The 21348-nt window shown below is 61.7% G+C and carries 20 protein-coding genes; 3 read left to right on the top strand and 17 right to left on the bottom strand.

From position 1 onward, the window contains the following. Positions 1 to 16 precede the first annotated feature (16 nt). Entirely contained in the window at positions 17 to 625 is a 609-nt protein-coding gene (locus tag JOD50_RS07310; RefSeq protein ID WP_204880995.1) for a class I SAM-dependent methyltransferase, read from the top strand. Positions 626 to 679: 54 nt separating this feature from the next. Here the strand turns inward: JOD50_RS07310 and JOD50_RS07305 are convergent, their stop codons facing one another. The 3 genes from JOD50_RS07305 to miaB are packed head-to-tail and all read right to left on the bottom strand — an operon-like array spanning position 680 to position 4082. Next, complete coding sequence (locus JOD50_RS07305; RefSeq protein WP_204880994.1) at positions 680 to 1621, bottom strand: hypothetical protein; 942 nt, start codon at positions 1619 to 1621, stop codon at positions 680 to 682. Positions 1622 to 1630: 9 nt separating this feature from the next. Next, a complete protein-coding gene (gene miaA / locus JOD50_RS07300) occupies positions 1631 to 2542 on the bottom strand; it encodes a tRNA (adenosine(37)-N6)-dimethylallyltransferase MiaA (RefSeq protein WP_204880993.1) in 912 nt (303 codons plus the stop codon). Positions 2543 to 2552: 10 nt separating this feature from the next. Continuing rightward, the gene (miaB, locus tag JOD50_RS07295; RefSeq protein WP_204881596.1) at positions 2553 to 4082 is read right to left on the bottom strand and encodes a tRNA (N6-isopentenyl adenosine(37)-C2)-methylthiotransferase MiaB; all 1530 of its coding nucleotides are present in this window, start codon (positions 4080 to 4082) and stop codon (positions 2553 to 2555) included. A 143-nt stretch (positions 4083 to 4225) separates the two neighbouring features. Here miaB and JOD50_RS07290 point away from each other — a divergent pair, with 143 nt between their 5' ends. Continuing rightward, entirely contained in the window at positions 4226 to 4708 is a 483-nt protein-coding gene (locus JOD50_RS07290; protein ID WP_204880992.1) for an FBP domain-containing protein, read from the top strand. Positions 4709 to 4730: 22 nt separating this feature from the next. Here the strand turns inward: JOD50_RS07290 and JOD50_RS07285 are convergent, their stop codons facing one another. Both JOD50_RS07285 and recA read right to left on the bottom strand, forming a co-directional pair. Beyond that, positions 4731 to 5873: a regulatory protein RecX gene (locus JOD50_RS07285; RefSeq protein WP_204880991.1), complete on the bottom strand. Its 1143-nt coding sequence runs from the start codon at positions 5871 to 5873 to the stop codon at positions 4731 to 4733. Continuing rightward, entirely contained in the window at positions 5870 to 6919 is a 1050-nt protein-coding gene (gene recA, locus JOD50_RS07280) for a recombinase RecA (protein ID WP_204880990.1), read from the bottom strand. Before recA ends, JOD50_RS07285 begins: the two co-directional genes overlap by 4 nt. 351 nt (positions 6920 to 7270) lie before the next feature. On the opposite strand from recA, the gene JOD50_RS07275 reads away from it, so the two are divergent. Beyond that, positions 7271 to 7507, top strand: a complete 237-nt coding sequence (locus JOD50_RS07275) for a DUF3046 domain-containing protein (RefSeq protein WP_204880989.1) — start codon at positions 7271 to 7273, stop codon at positions 7505 to 7507. Positions 7508 to 7664: 157 nt separating this feature from the next. Here the strand turns inward: JOD50_RS07275 and JOD50_RS07270 are convergent, their stop codons facing one another. The 12 genes from JOD50_RS07270 to JOD50_RS07215 form a co-directional block, all read right to left on the bottom strand. Further along, positions 7665 to 8105, bottom strand: a complete 441-nt coding sequence (locus tag JOD50_RS07270; RefSeq protein ID WP_204880988.1) for a helix-turn-helix domain-containing protein — start codon at positions 8103 to 8105, stop codon at positions 7665 to 7667. 192 nt (positions 8106 to 8297) lie between these two features. Beyond that, entirely contained in the window at positions 8298 to 8789 is a 492-nt protein-coding gene (locus tag JOD50_RS07265) for a CinA family protein (RefSeq protein WP_204880987.1), read from the bottom strand. A gap of 63 nt (positions 8790 to 8852) precedes the next feature. Next, entirely contained in the window at positions 8853 to 9461 is a 609-nt protein-coding gene (pgsA, locus tag JOD50_RS07260; protein ID WP_204880986.1) for a CDP-diacylglycerol--glycerol-3-phosphate 3-phosphatidyltransferase, read from the bottom strand. After that, complete coding sequence (locus tag JOD50_RS07255; RefSeq protein WP_204880985.1) at positions 9440 to 12493, bottom strand: FtsK/SpoIIIE family DNA translocase; 3054 nt, start codon at positions 12491 to 12493, stop codon at positions 9440 to 9442. Before JOD50_RS07255 ends, pgsA begins: the two co-directional genes overlap by 22 nt. A gap of 116 nt (positions 12494 to 12609) precedes the next feature. Continuing rightward, complete coding sequence (locus tag JOD50_RS07250) at positions 12610 to 14319, bottom strand: ribonuclease J (RefSeq protein WP_204880984.1); 1710 nt, start codon at positions 14317 to 14319, stop codon at positions 12610 to 12612. Positions 14320 to 14336: 17 nt separating this feature from the next. Further along, positions 14337 to 15239 carry a 4-hydroxy-tetrahydrodipicolinate synthase gene (gene dapA / locus JOD50_RS07245; protein ID WP_204880983.1) on the bottom strand — a complete coding sequence of 301 codons (903 nt, stop codon included), beginning with the start codon at positions 15237 to 15239 and terminating at the stop codon, positions 14337 to 14339. Between the two features lie 10 nt (positions 15240 to 15249). Further along, positions 15250 to 15708, bottom strand: a complete 459-nt coding sequence (locus JOD50_RS07240; protein ID WP_204880982.1) for a hypothetical protein — start codon at positions 15706 to 15708, stop codon at positions 15250 to 15252. A gap of 51 nt (positions 15709 to 15759) precedes the next feature. Continuing rightward, entirely contained in the window at positions 15760 to 16533 is a 774-nt protein-coding gene (gene dapB / locus JOD50_RS07235) for a 4-hydroxy-tetrahydrodipicolinate reductase (protein ID WP_338052065.1), read from the bottom strand. Positions 16534 to 16576: 43 nt separating this feature from the next. Beyond that, positions 16577 to 17071 carry an S-ribosylhomocysteine lyase gene (locus tag JOD50_RS07230; protein ID WP_338052063.1) on the bottom strand — a complete coding sequence of 165 codons (495 nt, stop codon included), beginning with the start codon at positions 17069 to 17071 and terminating at the stop codon, positions 16577 to 16579. Between the two features lie 124 nt (positions 17072 to 17195). Further along, the gene (locus JOD50_RS07225; protein WP_204881593.1) at positions 17196 to 18587 is read right to left on the bottom strand and encodes a M16 family metallopeptidase; all 1392 of its coding nucleotides are present in this window, start codon (positions 18585 to 18587) and stop codon (positions 17196 to 17198) included. Between the two features lie 137 nt (positions 18588 to 18724). Further along, on the bottom strand, positions 18725 to 20434 hold the full coding sequence (locus JOD50_RS07220) for a thiamine pyrophosphate-binding protein (RefSeq protein ID WP_204880981.1): 1710 nt from the start codon (positions 20432 to 20434) through the stop codon (positions 18725 to 18727). A gap of 40 nt (positions 20435 to 20474) precedes the next feature. After that, complete coding sequence (locus JOD50_RS07215; RefSeq protein WP_204880980.1) at positions 20475 to 21248, bottom strand: cyclase family protein; 774 nt, start codon at positions 21246 to 21248, stop codon at positions 20475 to 20477. Between the last annotated feature and the right edge of the window lie 100 nt (positions 21249 to 21348).

Here is a 21348-nt window from a genome sequence, read left to right as displayed (position 1 = left end):
GATAGGCTTGTGTTTCATGGCCGAGCATTACTTCACAGCGGAACCGGTGACCCCCGAAGCCCGCAAGCGCATCACTGTTTCACTTGCAGACCGTGAGCTTGACGTCCACACCGCGGCAGGCATCTTCAGCCCCGCCGGCGTGGATAAGGGAACCCAGATTCTGCTGGATGAAGCGCCTACCCCGCCGGCCCGCGGGACGATGCTCGATATCGGCTGCGGATGGGGTCCTATCGCGCTCACCTTGGCCTTGCGCGCACCGAAAGCGGACGTGTGGGGCGTGGACGTCAATGAGCGCGCGATGGATCTCGCCCGGCTTAACGCGTCCGATGCGGGCGCTCAGAACGTCACGGTGTGTTCCCCTGAAGATGTGCCGGCCGATGTCGGTTTCGATCTGATCTGGTCGAATCCGCCCATCCGGGTAGGCAAGCAGGTGCTCCACGAGATCCTGATGACGTGGCTTCCGCGCCTCAACCCTGGCGGCGAGGCATATCTTGTGGTTCAGAAAAACCTCGGCTCCGATTCCCTGCAGAAGTGGCTCGCCGCAAATCTGCCAGCCGACTGGACGGTTGACCGCTACGCCCGCAAGAAAGAGTTCCGCATCCTGCGCGTGGCCCGCCCCGAATGAGCCGCTCATTCGATCGCTAACTCAGCTGTACGGGGCTAACTTACCTTCACGGGGCTAGCTCAGCTGGATATTGGCGATGACCCGGGCTGGCCCCGTCACTTGCGCCGTTCCGGAAGCGTTCGATGCGGATCCCGGCTCAAGCCGGACCCCCACGAGCGCTGCTGGCTGGCTTACAGCCCAGCCTTCCGCGAGGTCACGACCCGCTCCCGCCCAGTACTGGAACGCGAGCGAACCGGCGACTGCCGCGGCGGCGCTCGATCCGTATTCGCGCGACAGCCTTTGCCCCGCCGAGTAACCCGAGCCACCCGCCCGGTCATCCGGCGCGTGGTGGAAACGCATCGACACCGCGGCGATACCGCCATCGACCAGCGGATCATGCGGAACCACAAAGCTCGTCGACGAACGCTCGAGCACCTCAGAATCCAGCTGCAGACCGTGACCGTCCAAACGTAGCCCCTCAAGCTCGGACACATCGGCGAGCGCAACCACAGACACCGGCGCGCCAACGGTCATCGTCAGGCACGGCCGGGGCACGGGTAGGCCCTCCGCATGGACCGTACCGTCGCTCGCTTCGGCTTCCGCTTGTTGCGGGAACGCGAACGACCACCGCACCCCAGCGACCTTATAGTTGGCCCGCGAACGGGCCACCGTGTACTGCTCACCCGATCCGAATTCAAGCTGCGAACCGTTGCTAGCCAGTTGCCCGGCGCCATCGAGGTAGGCAGCCACAGCGAGCGCCGCATCGGGTTCCAGCTCAGAAACAGGCGCACCTGATGCCCCAACCAGCACGCACTTCCAGCTGCCGTTCCCCTGCTCGGACACAGTTAGCACACCTGCCGCACCGATGCCGGCGGAGTCATCGCACAACCACTGCGCTTCCGACTCGTTCAAGGCCAACTCCGAGCTGATCAGAAACGGGACAGCGCCAGAGGTGACGCGGGCGAAACTCGCGCCGGAAAGCCTGGCAGGAACGTCATTCGGAAGCGAATCGAACATAGTTCCAGCCTACCGAGCGTCAGGGAATGCTTCTGCAACGAAAGCGCGGGCGACCTCGCGCGTGCCGGCCCCCGCATCGTAATGTGTGACCCGCGGATCAGCGCGGAACCACGTCCTCTGCCGCTTGGCGAACTGTCGTGTAGCGATGTGGGTGCTTTCGATCGCTTCGTCTTGGCTCATCTCGCCGTCGAGTACCGCTAGCGCTTGCTTATATCCAATAGCTGCCGATGCGGTCCGTCCTTCCCGCAGGCCGCGCGGGATGAGACCGCGGACCTCGTCGAGCAGGCCGGCATGGTACATGCGGTGAACCCGGCGTAGGAGGGCCTCGTTGAGGATGGCCGGATCGAGGTCGAGCCCCACCTGAAACGTGGGCTGGTGATATATACGTTGCGGCATGTAGGACGTGAAGGTGCGGCCGCTGATGCGGTGCACTTCGAGCGCGCGGATCATGCGGCGCAGGTCGTTGATCTTCGCGGCGCTCTCGGGGTCAACGTCGCGCAAGCTTTCGCGGACTTCCTCGATGGTGCGTCCGGCCGCCCATTCTTCGATCTCAGCCCGGACCTGCGGGTCAGTGGGCGGAAACTCGATCTCGTCCAGGACCGCGCGCACATACAGGCCCGACCCTCCCACGAGCACAGCGGTTTTCCCGCGCGCCTGGATCTGAGCGATCGCATCGCGGGCTTGCTCTTGGAACACCGCAACCGAAGCTTCCTCGGCTACGTCCATGATGTCGAGCAGGTGGTGTTCGATCCCCTGCCGCTCTGCTACAGGAAGCTTGGCGGTGCCGATGTCCATGCCACGGTAGAACTGCAACGCATCAGTGTTGACTACTTCACCATCGAGCATGTGGCATAGCTCGAGCGCGAGCTCAGATTTACCGGTTCCGGTGGGGCCAACCACCGCGATGACAGGGCGCGACATGGTTGGGCGTCTAGGCTTCTGGACGCAGGCTCGGCATACCAAGCGAAACGCCCTTACCGCTTGTGCCGCCACCTGGCGAGCACGAGTCAGCTTGTGCGCGTTCCCACGCGTCTCCGGAGCGGGTGCGGCGCAGGCTGTACTGTTCGATGCTCGGGTCTGACAGCAAGTGGAAGGAACCGGCGTGTGTGATCGGTACGGTTACGGCATCGCCCGGACGTGGGGTTTCCGCACCCTCCGGAACGGAGAAATGCACGAGACGCTGGTCTTGAGCGCGGCCCGCGAGCCGGCCGGTTTCTTCAGCTTTGCGGCCCTTCGAGTCAGCGACGATGAGCTCAACCGTGGTTCCGAGTAGCTTCTGGTTTTCCTCGGCGGAGATACGGTCTTGGAGCGCGACGAGACGTTCGAAACGTTCCTGCACAACGTCCTTAGGAACCTGGTTTTCGTATTCTGCGGCCGGGGTTCCTGGCCGTGGCGAATACTGGAATGTGAAGGCCTGGTGGAAGCGGGCTTCTTCAACCACACGCATGGTTTCTTGGAAGTCTTCCTCGGTTTCACCCGGGAAGCCGACGATGATGTCGGTCGTGATCGCAGCGTGCGGCATACGCTCACGAACCTTCTCGAGGATCCCGAGGAACTTCTTGGAACGGTATGAACGGCGCATGGCCTTCAGGACCTTGTCCGAGCCGGACTGCAGCGGCATGTGCAGCTGCGGCATGACGTTCGGGGTTTCAGCCATCGCCTCGATCACGTCGTCGGTGAACATCGCTGGGTGCGGCGAGGTGAAGCGGACGCGTTCGAGACCTTCGATCTCGCCGCAAGCGCGCAGCAGCTTGGAGAATGCTTGGCGGTCGCCGAATTCGACGCCGTAGGAGTTCACGTTCTGCCCGAGCAGGGTCACTTCGATCGCGCCGTCGTCGACGAGTGCTTGCACTTCGGCGAGGATCTCGCCTGGGCGGCGGTCTTTTTCTTTCCCGCGTAGCGAGGGCACGATGCAGAACGTGCACGTGTTGTTGCAACCAACGGAGATGGAAACCCAGCCCGCGGAGTGTGATTCACGCTTAGCGGGCAACGTGGATGGGAACACCTCGAGCGCTTCGAGGATTTCAACCTGTGCTTCCTTGTTGTGGCGTGCACGGTCAAGGAGCACCGGAAGGGACCCTACGTTGTGGGTTCCGAAGACAACGTCGACCCACGGGGCACGTTTGACGATGGTGTCGCGGTCTTTCTGCGCGAGGCAACCACCGACGGCGATCTGCAGGTTAGGGTTTTCGTCTTTGGCTGCTTTGAGCATGCCGAGGTGACCGTAAAGCTTATTGTCTGCGTTTTCACGCACTGCGCACGTGTTGAACACGACGACGTCGGCCTCGCCTTCGTTGGCGTCGGCGTCGACTGGGATCATGCCTGCGGTTTCAAGCAGGCCGGCGATCCGTTCGGAGTCGTGGACGTTCATCTGGCACCCGAACGTGTTGACCTGGTAGGTGCGCGCGGTCGCCTCCGCACCGTTGGTCTGGGGTTCGGTTGCTGGGTTTGAAGCAGTCATAGGCGTTGAAGTCACCCGTCTAGTCTAGCGAGAGGGGCACGTAACATGGTGAGTCGGTGCCTGCGGGAATGTTGGACTCTAGGGATGTTGGACTGTGGGGATTGTCGATCGGGGATTGTGGGCTGTTGTGAGGAGGAGCGCTTATGCAGGCTGTGAGTGTTGATGCGTTGGCTGGTTGTTTTGTGAATGCGACGCGTCGCGAGGCGGCTGCGGCTGTCCCGCCGTTTCCTTTGGCTGAGTATCACTGGGAGACGATGGAGTTTTTGGGTTGGCGGGATCAGAAGGACCGCACGCGTGCTTATCTTGTGCTTGAGGTGGATGGGGTTTTGCGTGGCGCTGTTTTGCGTCCGACGCATACTCCTGGCGTGCATGGCGTGTGCGCTTTGTGCCGTGATGTGAGTGAGTTGGCTGGGGTTCGAATGTTTTCGGCTCGTCGCGCTGGGGACTCTGGGCGTTCTGGTAATTCGGTTGCGACGTTGATCCACGAGGATTTCCGGTGCTCCGAGTATGCGCGGCGTCTGCCGACCCCGATGGAGGGTGCACTTGACCCTGAGTTGTTTAGTTCTCAGCGGGTTGAGGCTTTGCGGAAGCGTTCCACCGGATTTATGCGCCGCGTGATCGGTTAGATCAGCGCGATAGCTGGTTTGGTTAGCCGCGTTCGCCGTTGTCGTGGCGTTCCATCGCGGAGCGGGTTGCCGCCATGCAGACGCCGGGTGCGTAGCCTTTTCGCTGTAGGTGGCTCACGATCCGACGCATAACTTTTTCGCGTTCTTTGCGGTCTGGTCCGTAGCGGTCTGGTGGTAGGTCGTTGTGGCCGAGGCGCTTGAGTGCAAGGCTTTCTGCTTGGGCTCGGAGCTCGTCTCCGTCGAGTTGTTCGAGAGCCGCGGCGATGTGTTCTTCCGCGATGCCTTTACGGCGTAGCTCTTGAGCTAGGCGTGCTGATGCGTAGCCTTTCGACCGGTTCCGAGATTCGACCCACGCTTGCGCGAAGGCTTCATCGTCGATGAGTCCAACTTCTTCGAATCGGTCCATGACGTGGGTGATGGCTTCGGCGGGGAGTTCTTTTCCGCGCAGGTTTTCTTCGATTTCGTGCCGCGATCGGGCGCGTGTTGAAAGCAACCTCAACGCTGTTTCGCGGCACAGACGTTCGGCTTGTTCTGTAGTTAGTTCCGGCGTTCGTTCTGGCGTCAGTTCGGAAGTCTCAGATGCGGCATCTGGGCTGCCAGATACCGCGTTGCGGGGTGCCGCTTTCGTTTTGTCATGGCGGCTGCCCGGTTCGATGGATGTTCCCCCTCGGGTCTCGCTTTCCTCGATGAGTTCGAGGATGTCTTCGGGGAGATCGCCGAGCATCCACTCTGGAACCTCGGCGTCAGTGTTGAGCCATTCCTGAACTGGAGCGCTGTCGGTACCCGCGTTGCTCAGGGCATCCGCACTGTTGGCTTGGTCGGTACGGATGCTCTCATCTTCGTCGCCCTGTGTTCGGCCGAATGCGGGCGCCGCGGCACCTGTGAGCGGTTGGTGTTCGCGTTCGCGACGTTGTTCACGAAGCGTTTTGAGTTGGCGTTGCAGCTGTTGGATCGAAGCCGGTTTGGTTTTGCGTTTCGAGCCTCGCCCTGCTTTCTTCGCGTCAGAGGGCTTCGCAGGCGCGTTGTCGCTTGAGGGTTGGCTGAGTGAGCTTGCCGGCACCAGCCCCAAGAGGTCTTGGAGGCGCTGGCGCTCGGCAAGCTTTTCGTCACTCAGTCCGGCAGGATTCTCTCCTGGGTTCCCGGACGTGTCCGGGATGCGGCTCATGCTTCAGGGACAGCCTGCAGGTTGGCGTCGTTCTCGTTACCCGCTTCTGGGTCTTCATCGATGCCCAGCTTGATGCGGATCTGACGCTCAAGCTCATCGGCGAGGTCCGGATTGTCTTTCAGGAAGCGACGCGCATTTTCCTTACCCTGACCGAGCTGATCGCCGTCGTACGTGTACCAAGCACCAGACTTCTTGACCAGGCCGTTCTCGACACCCATGTCAATCAGACCACCCTCACGCGAGATGCCTTCGCCGTAAAGGATGTCGAACTCTGCCTGCTTGAACGGAGGCGCCATCTTGTTCTTGACGATCTTAGCGCGGGTACGGTTACCCACCGGGTTGGCGCCGTCCTTGAGGGTCTCGATACGGCGCACATCAACACGGACCGAAGCGTAGAACTTCAGAGCCTTACCACCCGTCGTGGTTTCCGGAGACCCGAAGAAGACACCGATCTTCTCACGTAGCTGGTTAATGAAGATCGCGGTCGTCTTGGACTGGGCGAGGCGACCGGTGATCTTACGTAAAGCCTGGGACATCAAACGTGCCTGCAGACCAACGTGAGAGTCACCCATCTCACCTTCGATTTCCGCACGCGGAACGAGTGCCGCTACCGAGTCGATCACGACGATATCGATCGTGCCGGAAGACACGAGCATGTCCATGATCTCGAGCGCCTGCTCACCTGTGTCAGGCTGTGCAACCAAGAGCGCATCGGTGTCCACACCAATCTTGGCGGCGTACACCGGATCCAGAGCGTGCTCGGCGTCGATGAACGCCGCGATACCGCCGTTGCGCTGTGCATTAGCCACAGCGTGAAGCGCAACGGTCGTCTTACCCGAGGATTCCGGGCCGTAAATCTCAACGACGCGGCCACGCGGCAAACCACCGATGCCCAACGCCGCATCGAGCGCAATCGAGCTAGTAGAGATCGTCTCAATAGGCGCCTTAGTTTCATCACCAAGGCGCATCACGGCACCCTTGCCGAACTGACGGTCAATCTGCGCGAGGGCCTGATTCAGTGCCTTCTCACGATCCTGTGCTGCCATCTTTAGTCCTCTCGGATCTATAACGTTGCCTGCCGAATCCATCCGCCAGCCAACTGTGTGCTTGGGAAGCTCAAAGCGTTTGCTTGGGAAGCTAGTTATACGTTGTGTAACTGTTTTTAGCGTAGGACGGGGGTCTGACAGTTTGCTCCGGAACAACCCAAACTGTGCATAACTTCCGCCCGCAATACGTCTGTGGATACCGTGAACCAGAATAACCGATTTCGAACACACATTCGAATAATGGCTTGCGTGTCCCAAAATCTTCGCCTGTCACCCGCACGCTCCAGGACCATCAGCCCGCACCGCACCGCGACGAACACACCCGCCACCGCGCCATGAGAAAATCCGGATATGCGTTTGAGCGATTTCCAACGGATGGTCACAGAAGAGTTCGGCGAAGCCGCCGGCGAACACCTCATGCTCACGATGGCGCTGACCGAATGCGACGGCCTCACTGCATCTGAAGCTCTCGATGCGGGCTTCGAGCCAAAAACTGTGTGGCTTGCTTTGTGCCGCGCAAAGGACGTCTCAGAATCACGATGGCTCGGCCGCGACCTCCCGTTACGCGACACACCTTGGAATGGCTAGCGACAAGGAACGGCTAGCACCCCGGCGCGGGAAAAGCTATACAGACCAGAACCCTATACAGCTAGAAAACGACTGACATCTAGACAACGACTGAAGGCGGATCCACACGGAATCCGCCCTCAGTCGTCAATATAAGTTTTGTTAGATCACAGCACCTTTAGGCGGATGCTACGGTACCGAAGTCTTCAGGCAGAGAATCTGGAACAGACACGCCGCCATGTTCGTAGAACTCTGCAGGGATCGTATCTGGGACGGAGCTACCGTCAATCAGACCCTCCATGAGGGCGATGCGCTGCGTCACTTCACGCAGAACAACAGCGAGCGGAACCTCAAGGGCCGTTGCGATCGATGCCAGAAGCTCACTCGATGCTTCCTTCTGGCCACGCTCTACCTCAGACAAGTAGCCGAGGGAAACTCGCGCCAAGTGCGATACCTCGCGAAGAGTACGGCCCTGTTGCTGACGGATCTGACGAAGAACCTCGCCAATTTCCTGTCGCAACACAACAGGTCGGCGAACGACTTCAGCCTTCTTCACAGCATTGTCTTCCACGCCCGCCCAGCGGGTGATTCCGTTTACTTGGGTGGGCTGTCGGTTCATGGAAATCTCGCTTCTCCTTGCGAATTGAGTGTCGCGAATTGCGTATCTTCAATCATGCAAACCGTTCACGCGATGGGCCGCGCCTTCACAAGCATGTCCCTTCACGCGAACTGTTCGAAAGAAGATCGGACATTAAGCGTAACCACGATCATCCCCCGTTTGTTCCCGAAGCGCTCAATCATCAGGAAGTTTTCAGGAATCCGCGAGGATCTGTTCACCAAGCGCCACCACCGCGTCCACCGTGGCTTGCCGCACTTCAGCCCGGCCGCCAGTCAACTGCAGCAGCTCATGTCCCCGAGCGTGCACCTGAGTCCCGGCCGCGTCCAGAACAGCCCAACCGATATACACCGTGCCGGCCGGATGCCCGCCATGCGGTTCAGGCCCAGCCACGCCAGTCGTCGACACCCCAATCCACGCCCCGCACGCCCGCGCGGCACCGATCGCCATCTGCTCCGCCACCTCCGGATGCACCGGCCCATGATGCTCCAAAAGACCCGCGTCCACGCCCAAAACGTCACGCTTGACGCTCACCTGATACGCCACGACCCCGCCCTGCAGGACAGCGGAAGCACCAGGAACATCGGCGATGTGGCTCGCAACCATCCCGGCCGTCAGCGACTCACCCGTGGCGATAGTCAGCCCCGCGCGTTCAAGCCCGCGCACCAGCGGCGTTGCGTCCCGCATCGTACCCACCATCCTTGTTCGTCGCGGCACCCTTGTTCGTCGCAGCTACTCAGAGAAAGCGGTCTACCGCTCCCTGTTCCTGTACAACGTCACGGCCTGCCGCACGTAATCGACCGCAGACCACAACGTCAACGCGGCCGCAATCACCATGACCACAAAACCGGCCCACCACACGCCGTGCACAAAATGAGCGGTCGGCAACAGCAAGATAAACGTGCCGAGCATCTGCGCGACCGTCTTGATCTTCCCGCCCGGGCTCGCGGCGATCACACCGTATTTGATGACCCAGAACCGCATCACGGTCACGCCGATTTCACGCACGAGGATGATCGCGGTGATCCACCACGTCAGGTCACCAAGAACGCTCAGGCTAATCAGCGACACCGCCATGAGCAGCTTATCGGCGATCGGGTCGGCGATCTTCCCGAAGTCCGTCACGAGGTTCAGGCCGCGTGCCAGCGCGCCATCGAGCCAATCGGTGATCGTCGCAAGCACAAACACCACGACCGCCCACCAACGCCACGCGCCGTATTCCGCGTCGTCCAGAACGATGAACACCACGAACACCGGGATCAGCAGGATCCGCATCCCAGTGAGGATGTTCGCGATGTTCCAGCTCGAAACCTGCTTTGGTTCGGTGCTCGCCCCGGTTACCGGCCTGTCAGCGACCATGCGTCTTCTGACTCCTCGTCGTCATCGTCGTGCCACGTGTCTTCAGCGTAGCCGGAGCTGTGGCCTGCCGCTGCGCCGGAACCGGATACAGCGCCCGATGGGGTGCTCTCCCCCGCCTCGGATGCGTCGGTTGGCTGGTGGTTATAGGTGGCTTCGTCGGCTAGCGCTTGTTGCTGGGCGTCCGGGGTTTCCGGCGCAGGGCTTCCGTTGATCGCGGCGATGACCTGCGGCAGGTCTTCCGGCTTGACCAGCACATCGCGGGCCTTCGAACCCTCGGACGGACCAACCACTCCTCGGGATTCCATGAGGTCCATGAGGCGGCCGGCTTTCGCGAAGCCGATACGCAGTTTGCGCTGCAGCATCGAGGTCGAGCCGAACTGGGAGGTCACCACGAGCTCGACTGCGCGCAGCAGGTCTTCAAGGTCGTCGCCAATGTCGGCGTCGATCTCGCGCTGCGGCGCATCCGGAACAACGTCGTCGCGGTAGTGCGCGGTGAGCTGTCCCTTGACGTGTTCAACAACGCGGTGGATCTCGGATTCGGTGACCCACGCACCCTGAACGCGGATCGGTTTGGACTTACCCATCGGCAAGAACAAAGCGTCACCCTGGCCGAGTAGCTTCTCGGCACCCGGCTGGTCCAGGACCACGCGGGAGTCGGTAACGGACGAGGTCGCGAACGCCATACGCGAAGGCACGTTGGCCTTGATGAGGCCCGTCACGACATCGACGGATGGGCGCTGGGTAGCCAACACGAGGTGGATACCCGCGGCGCGCGCGAGCTGGGTGATGCGAACGATCGAATCTTCAACATCGCGCGGTGCAACCATCATGAGGTCCGCGAGCTCATCGACGATGACCAGCAGGTATGGGTACGGCTTGATGACCCGCTTGGATCCCGGCGGCGGCGTCACCTTGCCGGCACGCACCGCCTTGTTGAAGTCATCGACGTGCTTGAATCCGAAGTTCGCGAGGTCGTCGTAGCGGGTGTCCATTTCCTTCACGACCCACTGCAGAGCCTCGGCGGCCTTCTTGGGGTTCGTGATGATCGGGGTGATCAGGTGTGGAACGCCTTCGTACGCGGTGAGCTCAACGCGCTTAGGGTCAACCAGAACAAGCCGCACGTCGTCCGGGGTTGCCCGCATGAGCAGGGACACGATGAGCGAGTTGATGAACGATGACTTACCCGCACCGGTCGCACCAGCAACCAGCATGTGCGGCATTTTAGCCATGTTCGCAACAACGAATCCGCCCTCAACGTCTTTACCGACGCCCATAACCATCGGGTGGTCGGTGCGGCGCGCGGCGTTGGAACGCAGAACATCACCGAGGGAGACAACTTCCTTATCGGTGTTCGGGATCTCGATACCAATCGCGGACTTACCCGGGATCGGCGACAAGATGCGCACATCAGAGGACGCAACCGCGTACGAGATGTTCTTCGAAAGATTCGTGACGCGCTCAACCTTGGTGCCCGGCGCGAGCTCGATCTCGTAGCGGGTCACCGTTGGGCCACGCGAGAAGCCGGTGACTTCCGCGTCGACCTTGAATTCGCGCAGGGTCTCCTGCAGCGCGGCAACAACCTTGTCGTTGGCTTCCGAGCGTTCCTTGGCCGGCGGGCCAGCTGGCAGGTATTCGCTCGGCGGGAGCGTGTAGGTGACGTCGCCAGCGAGCTCGAGCTGTTCACTTCGCTGCGGGAGCGGCTCTGGCATGGGCCGCTCAGGTTTCGCGGTCGGCGCCACCCCAGCTCCCGATGCTGCACCGGCTGCCGCTGCATCCTCGCCGCTGGCGAGGGCGCTGGTCATGTCGATGGCCTGGGTATGCGCGTCCGGTTCCCCCCGGTTGATGACCGTGGTTGCGTCAAAATCAGTGGTTGCGTCAAAATCAGTAGTTGCGTCGAGGTCAGTTGTTGCGTCGGTGTCCTCATCGTCCGATGGGGTTCCGGCGCCTCCGTGTTCGTCGACGTTGTAGACCCCGGCTTCGCGCATGAGTTTTTCGCGGCGCTTTTCTTCGCGGGTCGGGCGGCGAACGCCGGGCGGCGGGGAGGCTTCCTCTGGTGCTGCATCGCTTGCATCACCGGAGCTGTGGCCGTGGATGTCGTCGTCGATGACAGGGCTCTCATAGGCCTCACTCGAACCAGCCGGTTCGAGTATCTCTTCGTCAGTTTCGGCGTCTTTCTTGCGCCCGAACAGCGACTTGCGAGCCTTCTTAGCCTTCGGCTTCTTGCTCTTCTCTTTGTCACGGCGTTCGGAGTCGTAAAGGTACGACTGATCGTGACCGTCACGGTCACCGCTGATGTCGCCTTCTTCAGACTCTTCCTTCCCGACCATCAGCAGCCGGTAGAGGCCAACCAGACGATCAGGAACCTTCGTGACCGGCGTTCCCGTAATGATGAGCAGCGACAAGATTCCCACGAGGCACAGCACGATGATCGCGCCGCCTTCCGTGAGCAACGCAGCCAGTGGTTCGCCAGCGAACCAACCAACCCATCCCCCGCTAGCCAACAGGTCTTTGAACGGGCCATCGAGCGGTGGGCGTCCCGTCGAGACATGCGCGATGCCCGCTCCGGTGATCAGGGCGAGGACGAATCCGATGCTGATGCGGCCGTTGACTGCGTGGTCAGTGGGTCGGCGGAACAGGCGCACCGCCGAAATAAACAGAACGACCGGCAGCGCTACCGCCATGACGCCGAAAAGACCGCCAACAGCCGAATGCGTGAACGTACCGAACACGGGAACTGAGCGCAGGCCCCACCATTCAACGAGCGCAACGATCAGCGCGATGACGAGCCATGTGAGGGCCTTGCCGTCACGCCGCGTTCCTGGCTCCAACTTCACCGGTGTTCCGAGTTGCCGGACACCCGCGCCAATGATCCCACCAAGGCTCGACCAGGCGCGTTGGATGGCACGGAGCGGTGCAGGAATCTCGCTGGATTCCTGGATCAGTTCCGTGGATTCTGTGTTGCCGGAGCGCTTGCTTCCACTTTTTGAAGACGCGGAAGAACGCTGCGATCCGGGGGAAGTACGGCTCGCCATAGGTTCCAGGATACGCCGCGAGCCCGCTGAGACCGGCAACCAACACTGTTACCGGCCCCAACGGGCTCGCAAACATTAATGCGTGTTCGGGCGCTGATGACACCCTCTAGCCGCGGCTAGACCTCGACAACCACCGGCACGATCATCGGGCGGCGGCGCAGCTTGCGGCCAACCCACGAGCCGATCACGCGGCGCACAACCTGCTGCAGCTGGTGCTGCGTGTGGTCTGGCTTATCGCGCATCGCTTCTTCGAGTGCGGATGCGATCTTCGGCTTGATGACTTCGAACGTCTTCGCGGTCTCCGCGACACCACGCACCACGATGTCTGGACCCTGGATGATGCGCTGAGTCTTGCGGTCAACCACGGTGATGACGGAGACGAAACCTTCTTTAGACAGGACCATGCGGTCTTTGAGGTCATCTTCGGTGACCATGCCCACGTGGCTTCCGTCCACGTAGACGTAGTTGACGTCGAGCTGACCAACGATGCTCGGGACACCCTCGGTGATATCCACGACGGTTCCGTTGTTGGCAAGCAGCAGGTTCTCTACAGGTACGCCGGTCGCGTGAGCGAGCTTCGCGTTCGCGAGCTGGTGCTTTGGTTCACCGTGGACAGGCATGACGTGGCGCGGCTGAACGACGTTGTAGACCGTCAGCAGCTCGCCTGCGTATGCGTGGCCGGAGACGTGAACGTTGGCGTTACCTTTGTGGATCACGTTGATGCCGCGGTACTGCAGGGCGTTCATGAGCCGGAATACCGAGGTTTCGTTGCCTGGGATCAACGATGACGCGAGGATCACGGTGTCGCCGGAATCCAGCGAAATCTTGTGGTCGCCGCTGGCCATGCGGGACAGCGCGGCCATCGGTTCGCCCTGGGAACCTGTGCACATCAGCACGATCTGGTGGTCCGGGATCTTGTCGACGTTCTTGAAATCGACGAGCATCCCCTCTGGGATGTCGAGGTAGCCCAGCTTGGAAGCGATCGTCATGTTGCGGACCATCGAACGGCCCACGAGGCAGATCTTGCGGCCGGCTTTCGCTGCCGCGTTGACGACCTGCTGCACGCGGTGAACGTGCGATGCGAAGGACGCCACGATCACGCGCTGGTCGGCCTTAGCGATGGCGTCGTCGAGGACGGGCTGGATGTTGCGTTCAGTAGGTGTGTGGCCTGGGACTTCGGCGTTGGTCGAGTCAGGGACCATGAGGTCCACGCCCTCTTCGCCCCAGCGGCCGAAGGCCCGCAGATCGGTCACGCGGCCATCGAGCGGGAGCGGATCCATCTTGAAGTCGCCGGTCTGGAACACGTTGCCAGCCTTGGTGCGCACCAGAACCGCCATCGAGTCCGGAATCGAGTGGTTCACGGCCGCGAACTCGACCTCAAAAGGCCCGAGCTGTTCAACATCGCCTTCGCGAACCTGCAATGTGAACGGCTTGATCCGGTGCTCCTGCAGCTTCGCCTCAACGAGCGCGAGCGTGAGCTGCGATGCAACGAGCGGGATGTCTTGCTTGAGGCGCAACAGGTATGGCACGGCACCGATGTGGTCTTCGTGGCCGTGTGTGATGACCACGGCGACAACGTCGTCGAGGCGGTCCTCGATGTGCGACATGTCCGGAAGGATCAGGTCCACGCCGGGCTGTTCTTCTTCGGGGAAGAGCACGCCACAGTCAACGATGAGCAGCTTGCCGTCCATTTCGTAGACGGTCATGTTGCGTCCCACTTCGCCTACGCCGCCGAGCGGGTAGACGCGAAGTGTTCCGTTAGCTAGATGTGGCGGTGCTGATACCCGCCGGTCGACGTCGAACGCGATGGTCGGTGTTTCAGTCATCCTTGTGGTGCGCCTTTCTATAGATGTAGGCCGCCCTCCGCGAGGTCTGCGAGTACGGGGGCGAGCTCAGCGTCCGTCGGCTCAACAAGTGGGAGACGAACGTGAGCGGTCGGCAGGACACCCTGCCGCTGAAGAATTGTTTTCGACGCCACGGCTCCTTGGAGGTGGCTCATGACGGCACGCTGGAGCGGGTCGATGTCCGCGTGGGCTTTGCGTGCGGTTGCGAGGTCGCCGTTGGCTACCGCGTCGATCATGGTGCGGTATTGCGGCGCGGCGATGTGCGCGGTGACGGATACGAGGCCGATCGCGCCGATCGCGAGCAGCGGGAGGGTCAGGCCGTCTTCACCTGAGTAGATGTCGAGGTCGGTTTGCGCGATGACCTTGGTGGTTTCCATGAGGTCGCCCTTGGCGTCCTTAAGGGCCACGATGTTGGGGTGCTTGGACAGCGCAACGATCGTTTCGGTCTCGATCGGCTTCACGGAGCGACCTGGGATGTCATACAGCATCACAGGCAGGTCAACGGCGTCGGCGATCGCCTCGAAATGGGCTTGGATGCCGGCTTGGGATGGCTTGTTGTAGTACGGAGTTACGAGCAGCAGACCGTCGACACCCGCGTCTCTCGCCATGCGGGAGAGGTTGATCGAGTGGCGGGTGTCGTTGGTTCCGCTACCTGCCACAACTGCGGCGCGGTCCCCTACTTCCTCGACGACCGCTTTGAACATTGCGACGTTTTCTTCGTCGGTCAGCGTTGAGGTCTCGCCGGTGGTTCCGGTCACGACCAGGCCGTCACAGCCGTCGTCAACGAGCTTTCGTGCCAGGGCGCGCGCAGCGTCGAGGTCGAGCTCACCGGCGGCGGTGAACGGGGTCACCATCGCGGTCAGCAGTGTTCCGAAGCGTGGACGATCAGTGTGTAGTGCCATGGTTCCCAGGTTACCTGCCTGTTTCGTTTCGAGCTTGTTTACGAAGCGATATGGCGGTTCTCATGGAATCGCGGGCTCTCCGGCGGTCACCTGCCGCGTCGTACGCGAGGGCGAGCCGGTGCCAGGACTGCCATTTTTCTGGGTGTTCTTCGGCTTCTGCCGCGTATTTTTTGAAGTCTTCGTCTGCGGCTTCTTTGACGATGCGCCCCGATGGCATGCGTGGGAGATCATCGTGCGGCAGCAAACCTTGTTCTTCGAGCTCTTTGGCCATTGCCTCGGTGGTTGCACCGAACGTAATTTCGCGGATCAGGATCCACACGCCGATGAGTGGAACCACAAGAATGGCCGCGCCGAGCGCGATCGCGATGGGCTGGCCGGTCTGCCACAACCTCACCACGGAACCGAAGAACGCGATGAGGTAGATGACATAGACGGCGAGAATAATGCCGGTGAAAATCTTTGCTTTCATACTGAGCTAGCGCTTCCTTGTGTGCCGCGAACGGTCTATGCCACGAACTATTTAGGCCCCGAGGTCCAGGTAGCCTTCGAGCCCGTGGGTCAGCCCGGGCCGTTGCGCGACAGTGCGCAGGCCGAGCAACACTCCCGACATAAAGGAGACGCGGTCGAAAGAATCATGGCGGATCGTGAGCATTTCGCCAACCGAACCGAACAGAACTTCTTGATGCGCCACGAGCCCCCGGAGGCGGACCGCGTGAACGTTGACGCCGTCGATCACCGCACCGCGTGAGCCGTCAGCGTCGGTTTCGGTTGCGTCAGGGCTCGGCGCGGTTCCGGCCTCTGCCCGGGCCTCGGCGATCATGCGCGCGGTGCGGTCAGCGGTCCCGGAAGGCGCATCGACCTTGTCCGGGTGATGCATCTCGATGACTTCGACCGATTCGAAGTACGGCGCCGCCTTGGCCGCGAACTGGGCGGCAAGCACAGCACCGAGCGCGAAGTTCGGCGCGATCAGAACACCAACCTCAGGCTTGCCTTCAAGCTGTTTGCGGACAGAGACGAGCCGCTCATCGTCCCAGCCGGTCGCGCCTACGACAGCGTGGATGCCGTGCTCGATAGCGAACGCGACGTTATCCGCCGTCGCCGACGGGACGGAGAGGTCCACCATGTGTGTAGCCCCCGCATCGACCATGGCTTCGAGCGAGTCACCTCGCCCGATCTGCGCGACCACCTCCATGTCTTCCGCGCCGCCGACGGCAGCGACTGCCTGCGACCCCATGCGTCCGCGCGCACCGATAATCGCGACACGGAGGGGTGAAGTGGTCTGCGGGTTAGTCACGGTGTGATGCTCCAGGATGTTTGTTGAGGTGGGGCGTGGTTATTTATACGGTCACGCTGCGGTCGAATGCGTCGATCGAGAAGTCGTCGCGCAGGATGCGTTCTGCCCAGGCTTTAGCCGAGTGCAGCGAGTGGTCCTTGAAGTTACCGCACGAGATTTCCGTGGTGCCTGGGACGTCTTCCCATTCCACGGTGTCGCGGATCGCTTCAAGCGCCGACTTGAGCGCGCGAGCAACCTCTTCGTTGCTTGGGGTTCCCCACGTGATGAGGTGGAATCCGGTGCGGCAACCGAACGGCGAGCAGTCGATGATGCCGTCGAGGCGGGTGCGCATCAGGCCCGCGAGAAGGTGCTCGATGGTGTGCAGGCCCGCGGTGTCGATGGCCTCTTCGTTAGGTTGCAGCAGGCGCAGATCGAAGTTGGAAATAGTTCCGTTGCCATCTGGGCCATGTTCGACCGCAATAAGGCGAACGTAAGGGGCCTTGACTGCGGTGTGGTCGAGCTCGAAGCTTTCGACGTTAGCCATGTTCTTTTCAGCCACGATTCCTCCTGAAACGGGTATACGCCCGCGGCGTTGAACCCCTATTGCGTTGATGTGTCCTTAACGTTACCGGTTGGCGGGACCGAGAGCCCTGGCGTCGTAACCTTTGTCAGCAACGCAGCCTTTATTCGCTGATGTAGGCCTCTGGTGCGAGGATCACCGCGGTACGCGGCTGGGCGGCCAAGCGTGCGGCGAGCGCCTTGACGTCGTCGCGGGTTACGGCACGCAGCTTCTCAAGGGTTTCTTCGAGGGTCACGTAGTGGCCGGTCATGAGCTCAGCGCCTGCGAGGCGTGACATGCGTGGGCCGTGGTCTTCGCCCGTCAAGACGGATTGTCCGGCGAGCGAACCGACGGCCCAGTCGAGTTCGTCTTCGGTGATGCCTTCGGCCGCGATGAGGTCAAACTGCTCCCCCAGGACTTCGAGCGTGGTTTCGGCGTCTTCGGGCGCGCATCCGGCGTAGAGCGAGAAGAACCCGGTGTCTGAATAACCGGCGGTCATCGCGAAAGTCGAGTATGCGAGACCGCGGCGTTCGCGTACTTCCTGGAAGAGGCGCGAGGACATTCCGCCGCCCAAGACAGTCGAGAGGATCGAGAGCGCAAAGCGGTTCTCCGAATCGGATGGCAGGCCCGGAACACCCAAGAACACTTGGGCTTGTTCGATGTCTTTATAAATGCGGAATACGCCGGCCTGGGAACCAGGCATCGCGCGCAACTGTTCAACAGGCTCCGGAATACCGTCGTGAGTCCCGAGCGCTTGCGCATCCATCGCGACACCGTACGCCGCAGTCCGTCGAGGCATCGGGGTCCGTTCCGTATCCAAGTCCCAACCGCCGGCCTTGAGCGCCTCCGTGGCCATCCGGACCACATCGTCGTGATCTACCGCGCCAGCGGCCGTAATGACCAGCGTTTCCGGGGCATAATGCTTGACGTAGTGGTCGCGGAACTCCTCGACCTTGAGCTCGCGGATCTCCGCACGCGTGCCACCCACCGGGCGGGCCAGAGGATGCTCACCAAAGATCAGGCGAGAGAACTGCTCGTGAGCCATCGACAACGGATCATCCGCGTCCATCGCAAGCTCATCGAGGATCACGCCGCGTTCCCGCTCCGCCTCCTCATGATCGAGCAACGGCTGGGTCACCATGTCGGAGATGACCTCGATCGCCATCGGCAAATCCTCGCCCAAAACGCGGGCGTGATAACACGTGGTTTCCTTGGTGGTCGCAGCGTTCGCTTCCCCGCCCACGCGGTCAAAAGCGAGAGAGATATCGAGGGCGGAACGAGTCGGGGTGCCCTTGAACAACAAGTGCTCCAAGAAGTGCGTTGAACCGTACTGGCCCTCCGCCTCATCGCGGGAGCCGACGCCAACCCAGAAACCCACCGATGCCGAAAGCGCTGCCGGCATGTGTTCCGTCAAGATACGCACGCCAGACGGCAAAACAGTGCGGCGGACGATCGAACCGTCCTCGTCCTGACGCAGCGTCTGTTCAAGACGCTCCGGGGAAGGCACCAACGGCAAATCTATGGGCACAACAAATCCTTTCTGGGCTGAGTTCGTAGCGAATCCGGGCAGGCAGTACCGGCGGATCAGCAGCTCATCCGGGCGGGGCCAAGCACACCGTACTGTTGCATTACAGTACAGTGCGGTTCTGACTATTAGTGGCCTTTGAACGCTTCCGCGAGCCACCATGCCCCGGAGTCTGACGCGATCTTCGCGTCGATCACGAGCGGCGTGTGTGGATCGCTCTCAACCCATTCTCGCACTGCCGCGAGGTCTTCAACCGTGCGCACCGTGACACCTTCGGCGCCGAAACCGCGGGCGATGGCCGCGATATCGGTGTCGGGGAACGTCACCGTGGATATGTCCGGCTCGGAACCATCCGCATTGAAGTGGTGAATTTCGGCACCGTAGGCGGCGTCGTTATAGACGATGCACACGAGCGGCAAGCGGAGCCGCACCGCGGTTTCAAGCTCCGCGATGGCCATGTGGAAGCCGCCATCCCCGGTTCCGAGCACCGGCATCCGGTCGGGCCGAGCGAGTGCCGCCCCGATCGCCGTGCCGAGCCCCAGCCCGATCGCTTGGAACGCCTGCGTGAAACAGAACCCGTCCGCGTCCGGAACGTCCAGGAACTGGCTCGGATACCCCATGAAGTTACCCGAGTCGATGCTCACGATGCGTTCCGCGGGCAGAATCGAATTGAGCTCGATGGTCAGCGTGCGCGGGTCGATGCGCGCTTGTGTTCCAGCGCCGGTAGAAAGATCAGTACCACTGGACATATCACTGTACGGCTCGCTCGCCCACGCGCTGCGGGCCGCGATGAGCTCGCGGTTGGCCTCGGTTCGGTAGCCGATGCGCGGCTCCGGCTGGCCTACGCGGATGTGGTCCAGGACGTCGGCGGCTGTTTCCGCGGTGTCACCCAGCACACCGAGGTCGATGGGCCGGTTGCGTCCAAGCGCGGCGTCCTCAACATCAACCTGCACCAAGCGCGCGTCCGCACCGATGAGCGTTCCGTGTCGCATGGTCCACATGTTCATCGCGCACCCGAAGCCCACGAGCAGGTCCGCGTTGCTGATGAGCTCGGCCGTGACCGGGGACGAGAACCCTCCTGAGATCCCGAGGTTGAAGTCCTCGCCGTTGAAGAGGCCCTTAACAACCGCCGATGTGGCCACCAGCGCGCCTGTATGTTCAGCCAACCGCGCGATCGCATCGCGTGCGTGCTTCGCGCCGCGGCCCGCAATAAACACGGGACGCTGCGCTTCCGAGATGAGCTCGGCGAGCGCAGTAACGCTTTGCTGTGTAGGCCGCACTCGTGCGGCACTGTGCTTCGACGGCCGCACCGGCTCCGTCTCATGCACGGGTGCAACAGCGCCCGCAACCGCAGGCTGAACCTGAACATCCAGCGGAAGGTTCAGCACTACCGTCCGGCGTTCGTTGACGGCCGTGCGGTAGGCGCGCGCGACATCGGCGGCCGCGGTCTGAGCTGAATGAACGCGTTCCGAAACCGCGTACACCGACTCCGCCAGGCCGTCCTGATCCATCGCGAAGTTCGAACCCACGGCGCTCGCCGCGGACTCGCCCGTGAGAACGATCATCGGGGTACGGGACTTCGCGGCCTCGCCGATCCCGGTGGTCGCGTTCGTAAGCCCGCAGCCCTGGTGCACGCTCAGCACCGAAACCTTGCCGGAGACCCGCGAATACGCGTCCGCCATGTTCGCCGCCCCGCCTTCGTGCCGGGCAGCCGTGAACGGGACGCCGTGCGCCTTCAAGGCGTTGGTCACCACGAAATTACCGCTACCGACCACACCGAATGCATGCCCGACACCCAGCTCAGCCAGCAGTGCCCCGACCTGTTCCGCGACGTTCATAACCACTTCTCTTTTATTCGACGCCAGTACTTCTAGGAGCTCACTTTTCTACGAACGCGTAGACACGGCACGGTGAACCCGTGCCGCCCACGATAGGCAACGGGGCCACCGAAATCATCGCGCCCGTCGCCGGCAGCTTCGCGAGGTTCTTGAGCGACGTGATCCCGTACTTATCCGCGCCCAGAAGATAGTAGTGCACCGGGAACGGAGGGTCCTGTTCCCCGCCGCGGCCCGCATCGATCCCGACGGTCTCAACGCCCATGCCCGAAATCGGTAGCTCGTCCGCCATGTAGCGGGCGCACTCAACCGTGAAGCCCGGGGTGTGGGAGCCGTTTTCGTCTGCGTTCAGGAACGTTTCCTCGCTGTGATCGTGCTGATCCCAGCCGGTGCGAAACAGTAGCCACGCACCTTCAGGAAACACACCATGGCGCTCTTGCCAGGCCTTCAGGTGCTCAACGTCGACCAAGAAATCAGGGTCAGCCTCGACCTCGGCGGTGAAGTCCAAGACCACCGCAGGGCCCACGAGCCGCGGAAGTTCGATCTCCGAAACGTCCTTACCGTCACGGCCGCTGATCCAGTGCACCGGGGCATCCAAGTGGGTTCCGATGTGCTCACCCGTGCGGATGTTGTGGTGCTTCCAGAACGGACCCGGCTCGTCGTAGGCCGAAACTTGCTCGAGGCTGAAATCGTCCAGGTTCAGGAACGGGTCAGGCAACGTCAACGTAGGCGTCTCAGACGACAGCGGCGCCGTGAGATCCACCATCTCAACCGAACCCGCAGCCAGCCTGGCCATAAAAGCTTCTATCGCAGACATCCGTCCTCCGTAAGCGATCACACCACCATGTTTCACTAACAATGCTTACTATCGTGATCCACGCCTCACACGCAACCCAAACCAATGACAGCTCATGACG

This window comes from Pseudoglutamicibacter cumminsii, from assembly GCF_016907775.1.
Classification (GTDB): Bacteria; Actinomycetota; Actinomycetes; order Actinomycetales; family Micrococcaceae; genus Pseudoglutamicibacter; species Pseudoglutamicibacter cumminsii.
This window is presented reverse-complemented; position numbering and strand designations above follow the sequence as displayed.

Excerpts from the sequence above, each read along its gene's own strand:
- JOD50_RS07215 (WP_204880980.1), bottom strand. The coding sequence starts at position 21,248 with ATGTCTGCGATAGAAGCTTTTATGGCCAGGCTGGCTGCGGGTTCGGTT.
- JOD50_RS07255 (WP_204880985.1), bottom strand. The coding sequence starts at position 12,493 with ATGGCGAGCCGTACTTCCCCCGGATCGCAGCGTTCTTCCGCGTCTTCA.
- JOD50_RS07285 (WP_204880991.1), bottom strand. The coding sequence starts at position 5,873 with ATGAGCCGCATCCCGGACACGTCCGGGAACCCAGGAGAGAATCCTGCC.
- miaB (WP_204881596.1), bottom strand. The coding sequence starts at position 4,082 with ATGACTGCTTCAAACCCAGCAACCGAACCCCAGACCAACGGTGCGGAG.
- dapA (WP_204880983.1), bottom strand. The coding sequence starts at position 15,239 with ATGGCACTACACACTGATCGTCCACGCTTCGGAACACTGCTGACCGCG.
- JOD50_RS07265 (WP_204880987.1), bottom strand. The coding sequence starts at position 8,789 with ATGCGGGACGCAACGCCGCTGGTGCGCGGGCTTGAACGCGCGGGGCTG.
- JOD50_RS07290 (WP_204880992.1), top strand. The coding sequence starts at position 4,226 with ATGCAGGCTGTGAGTGTTGATGCGTTGGCTGGTTGTTTTGTGAATGCG.
- JOD50_RS07275 (WP_204880989.1), top strand. The coding sequence starts at position 7,271 with ATGCGTTTGAGCGATTTCCAACGGATGGTCACAGAAGAGTTCGGCGAA.
- pgsA (WP_204880986.1), bottom strand. The coding sequence starts at position 9,461 with ATGGTCGCTGACAGGCCGGTAACCGGGGCGAGCACCGAACCAAAGCAG.
- JOD50_RS07250 (WP_204880984.1), bottom strand. The coding sequence starts at position 14,319 with ATGACTGAAACACCGACCATCGCGTTCGACGTCGACCGGCGGGTATCA.
- JOD50_RS07310 (WP_204880995.1), top strand. The coding sequence starts at position 17 with ATGGCCGAGCATTACTTCACAGCGGAACCGGTGACCCCCGAAGCCCGC.
- JOD50_RS07305 (WP_204880994.1), bottom strand. The coding sequence starts at position 1,621 with ATGTTCGATTCGCTTCCGAATGACGTTCCTGCCAGGCTTTCCGGCGCG.
- JOD50_RS07220 (WP_204880981.1), bottom strand. The coding sequence starts at position 20,434 with ATGAACGTCGCGGAACAGGTCGGGGCACTGCTGGCTGAGCTGGGTGTC.
- JOD50_RS07270 (WP_204880988.1), bottom strand. The coding sequence starts at position 8,105 with ATGAACCGACAGCCCACCCAAGTAAACGGAATCACCCGCTGGGCGGGC.
- JOD50_RS07240 (WP_204880982.1), bottom strand. The coding sequence starts at position 15,708 with ATGAAAGCAAAGATTTTCACCGGCATTATTCTCGCCGTCTATGTCATC.
- recA (WP_204880990.1), bottom strand. The coding sequence starts at position 6,919 with ATGGCAGCACAGGATCGTGAGAAGGCACTGAATCAGGCCCTCGCGCAG.
- miaA (WP_204880993.1), bottom strand. The coding sequence starts at position 2,542 with ATGTCGCGCCCTGTCATCGCGGTGGTTGGCCCCACCGGAACCGGTAAA.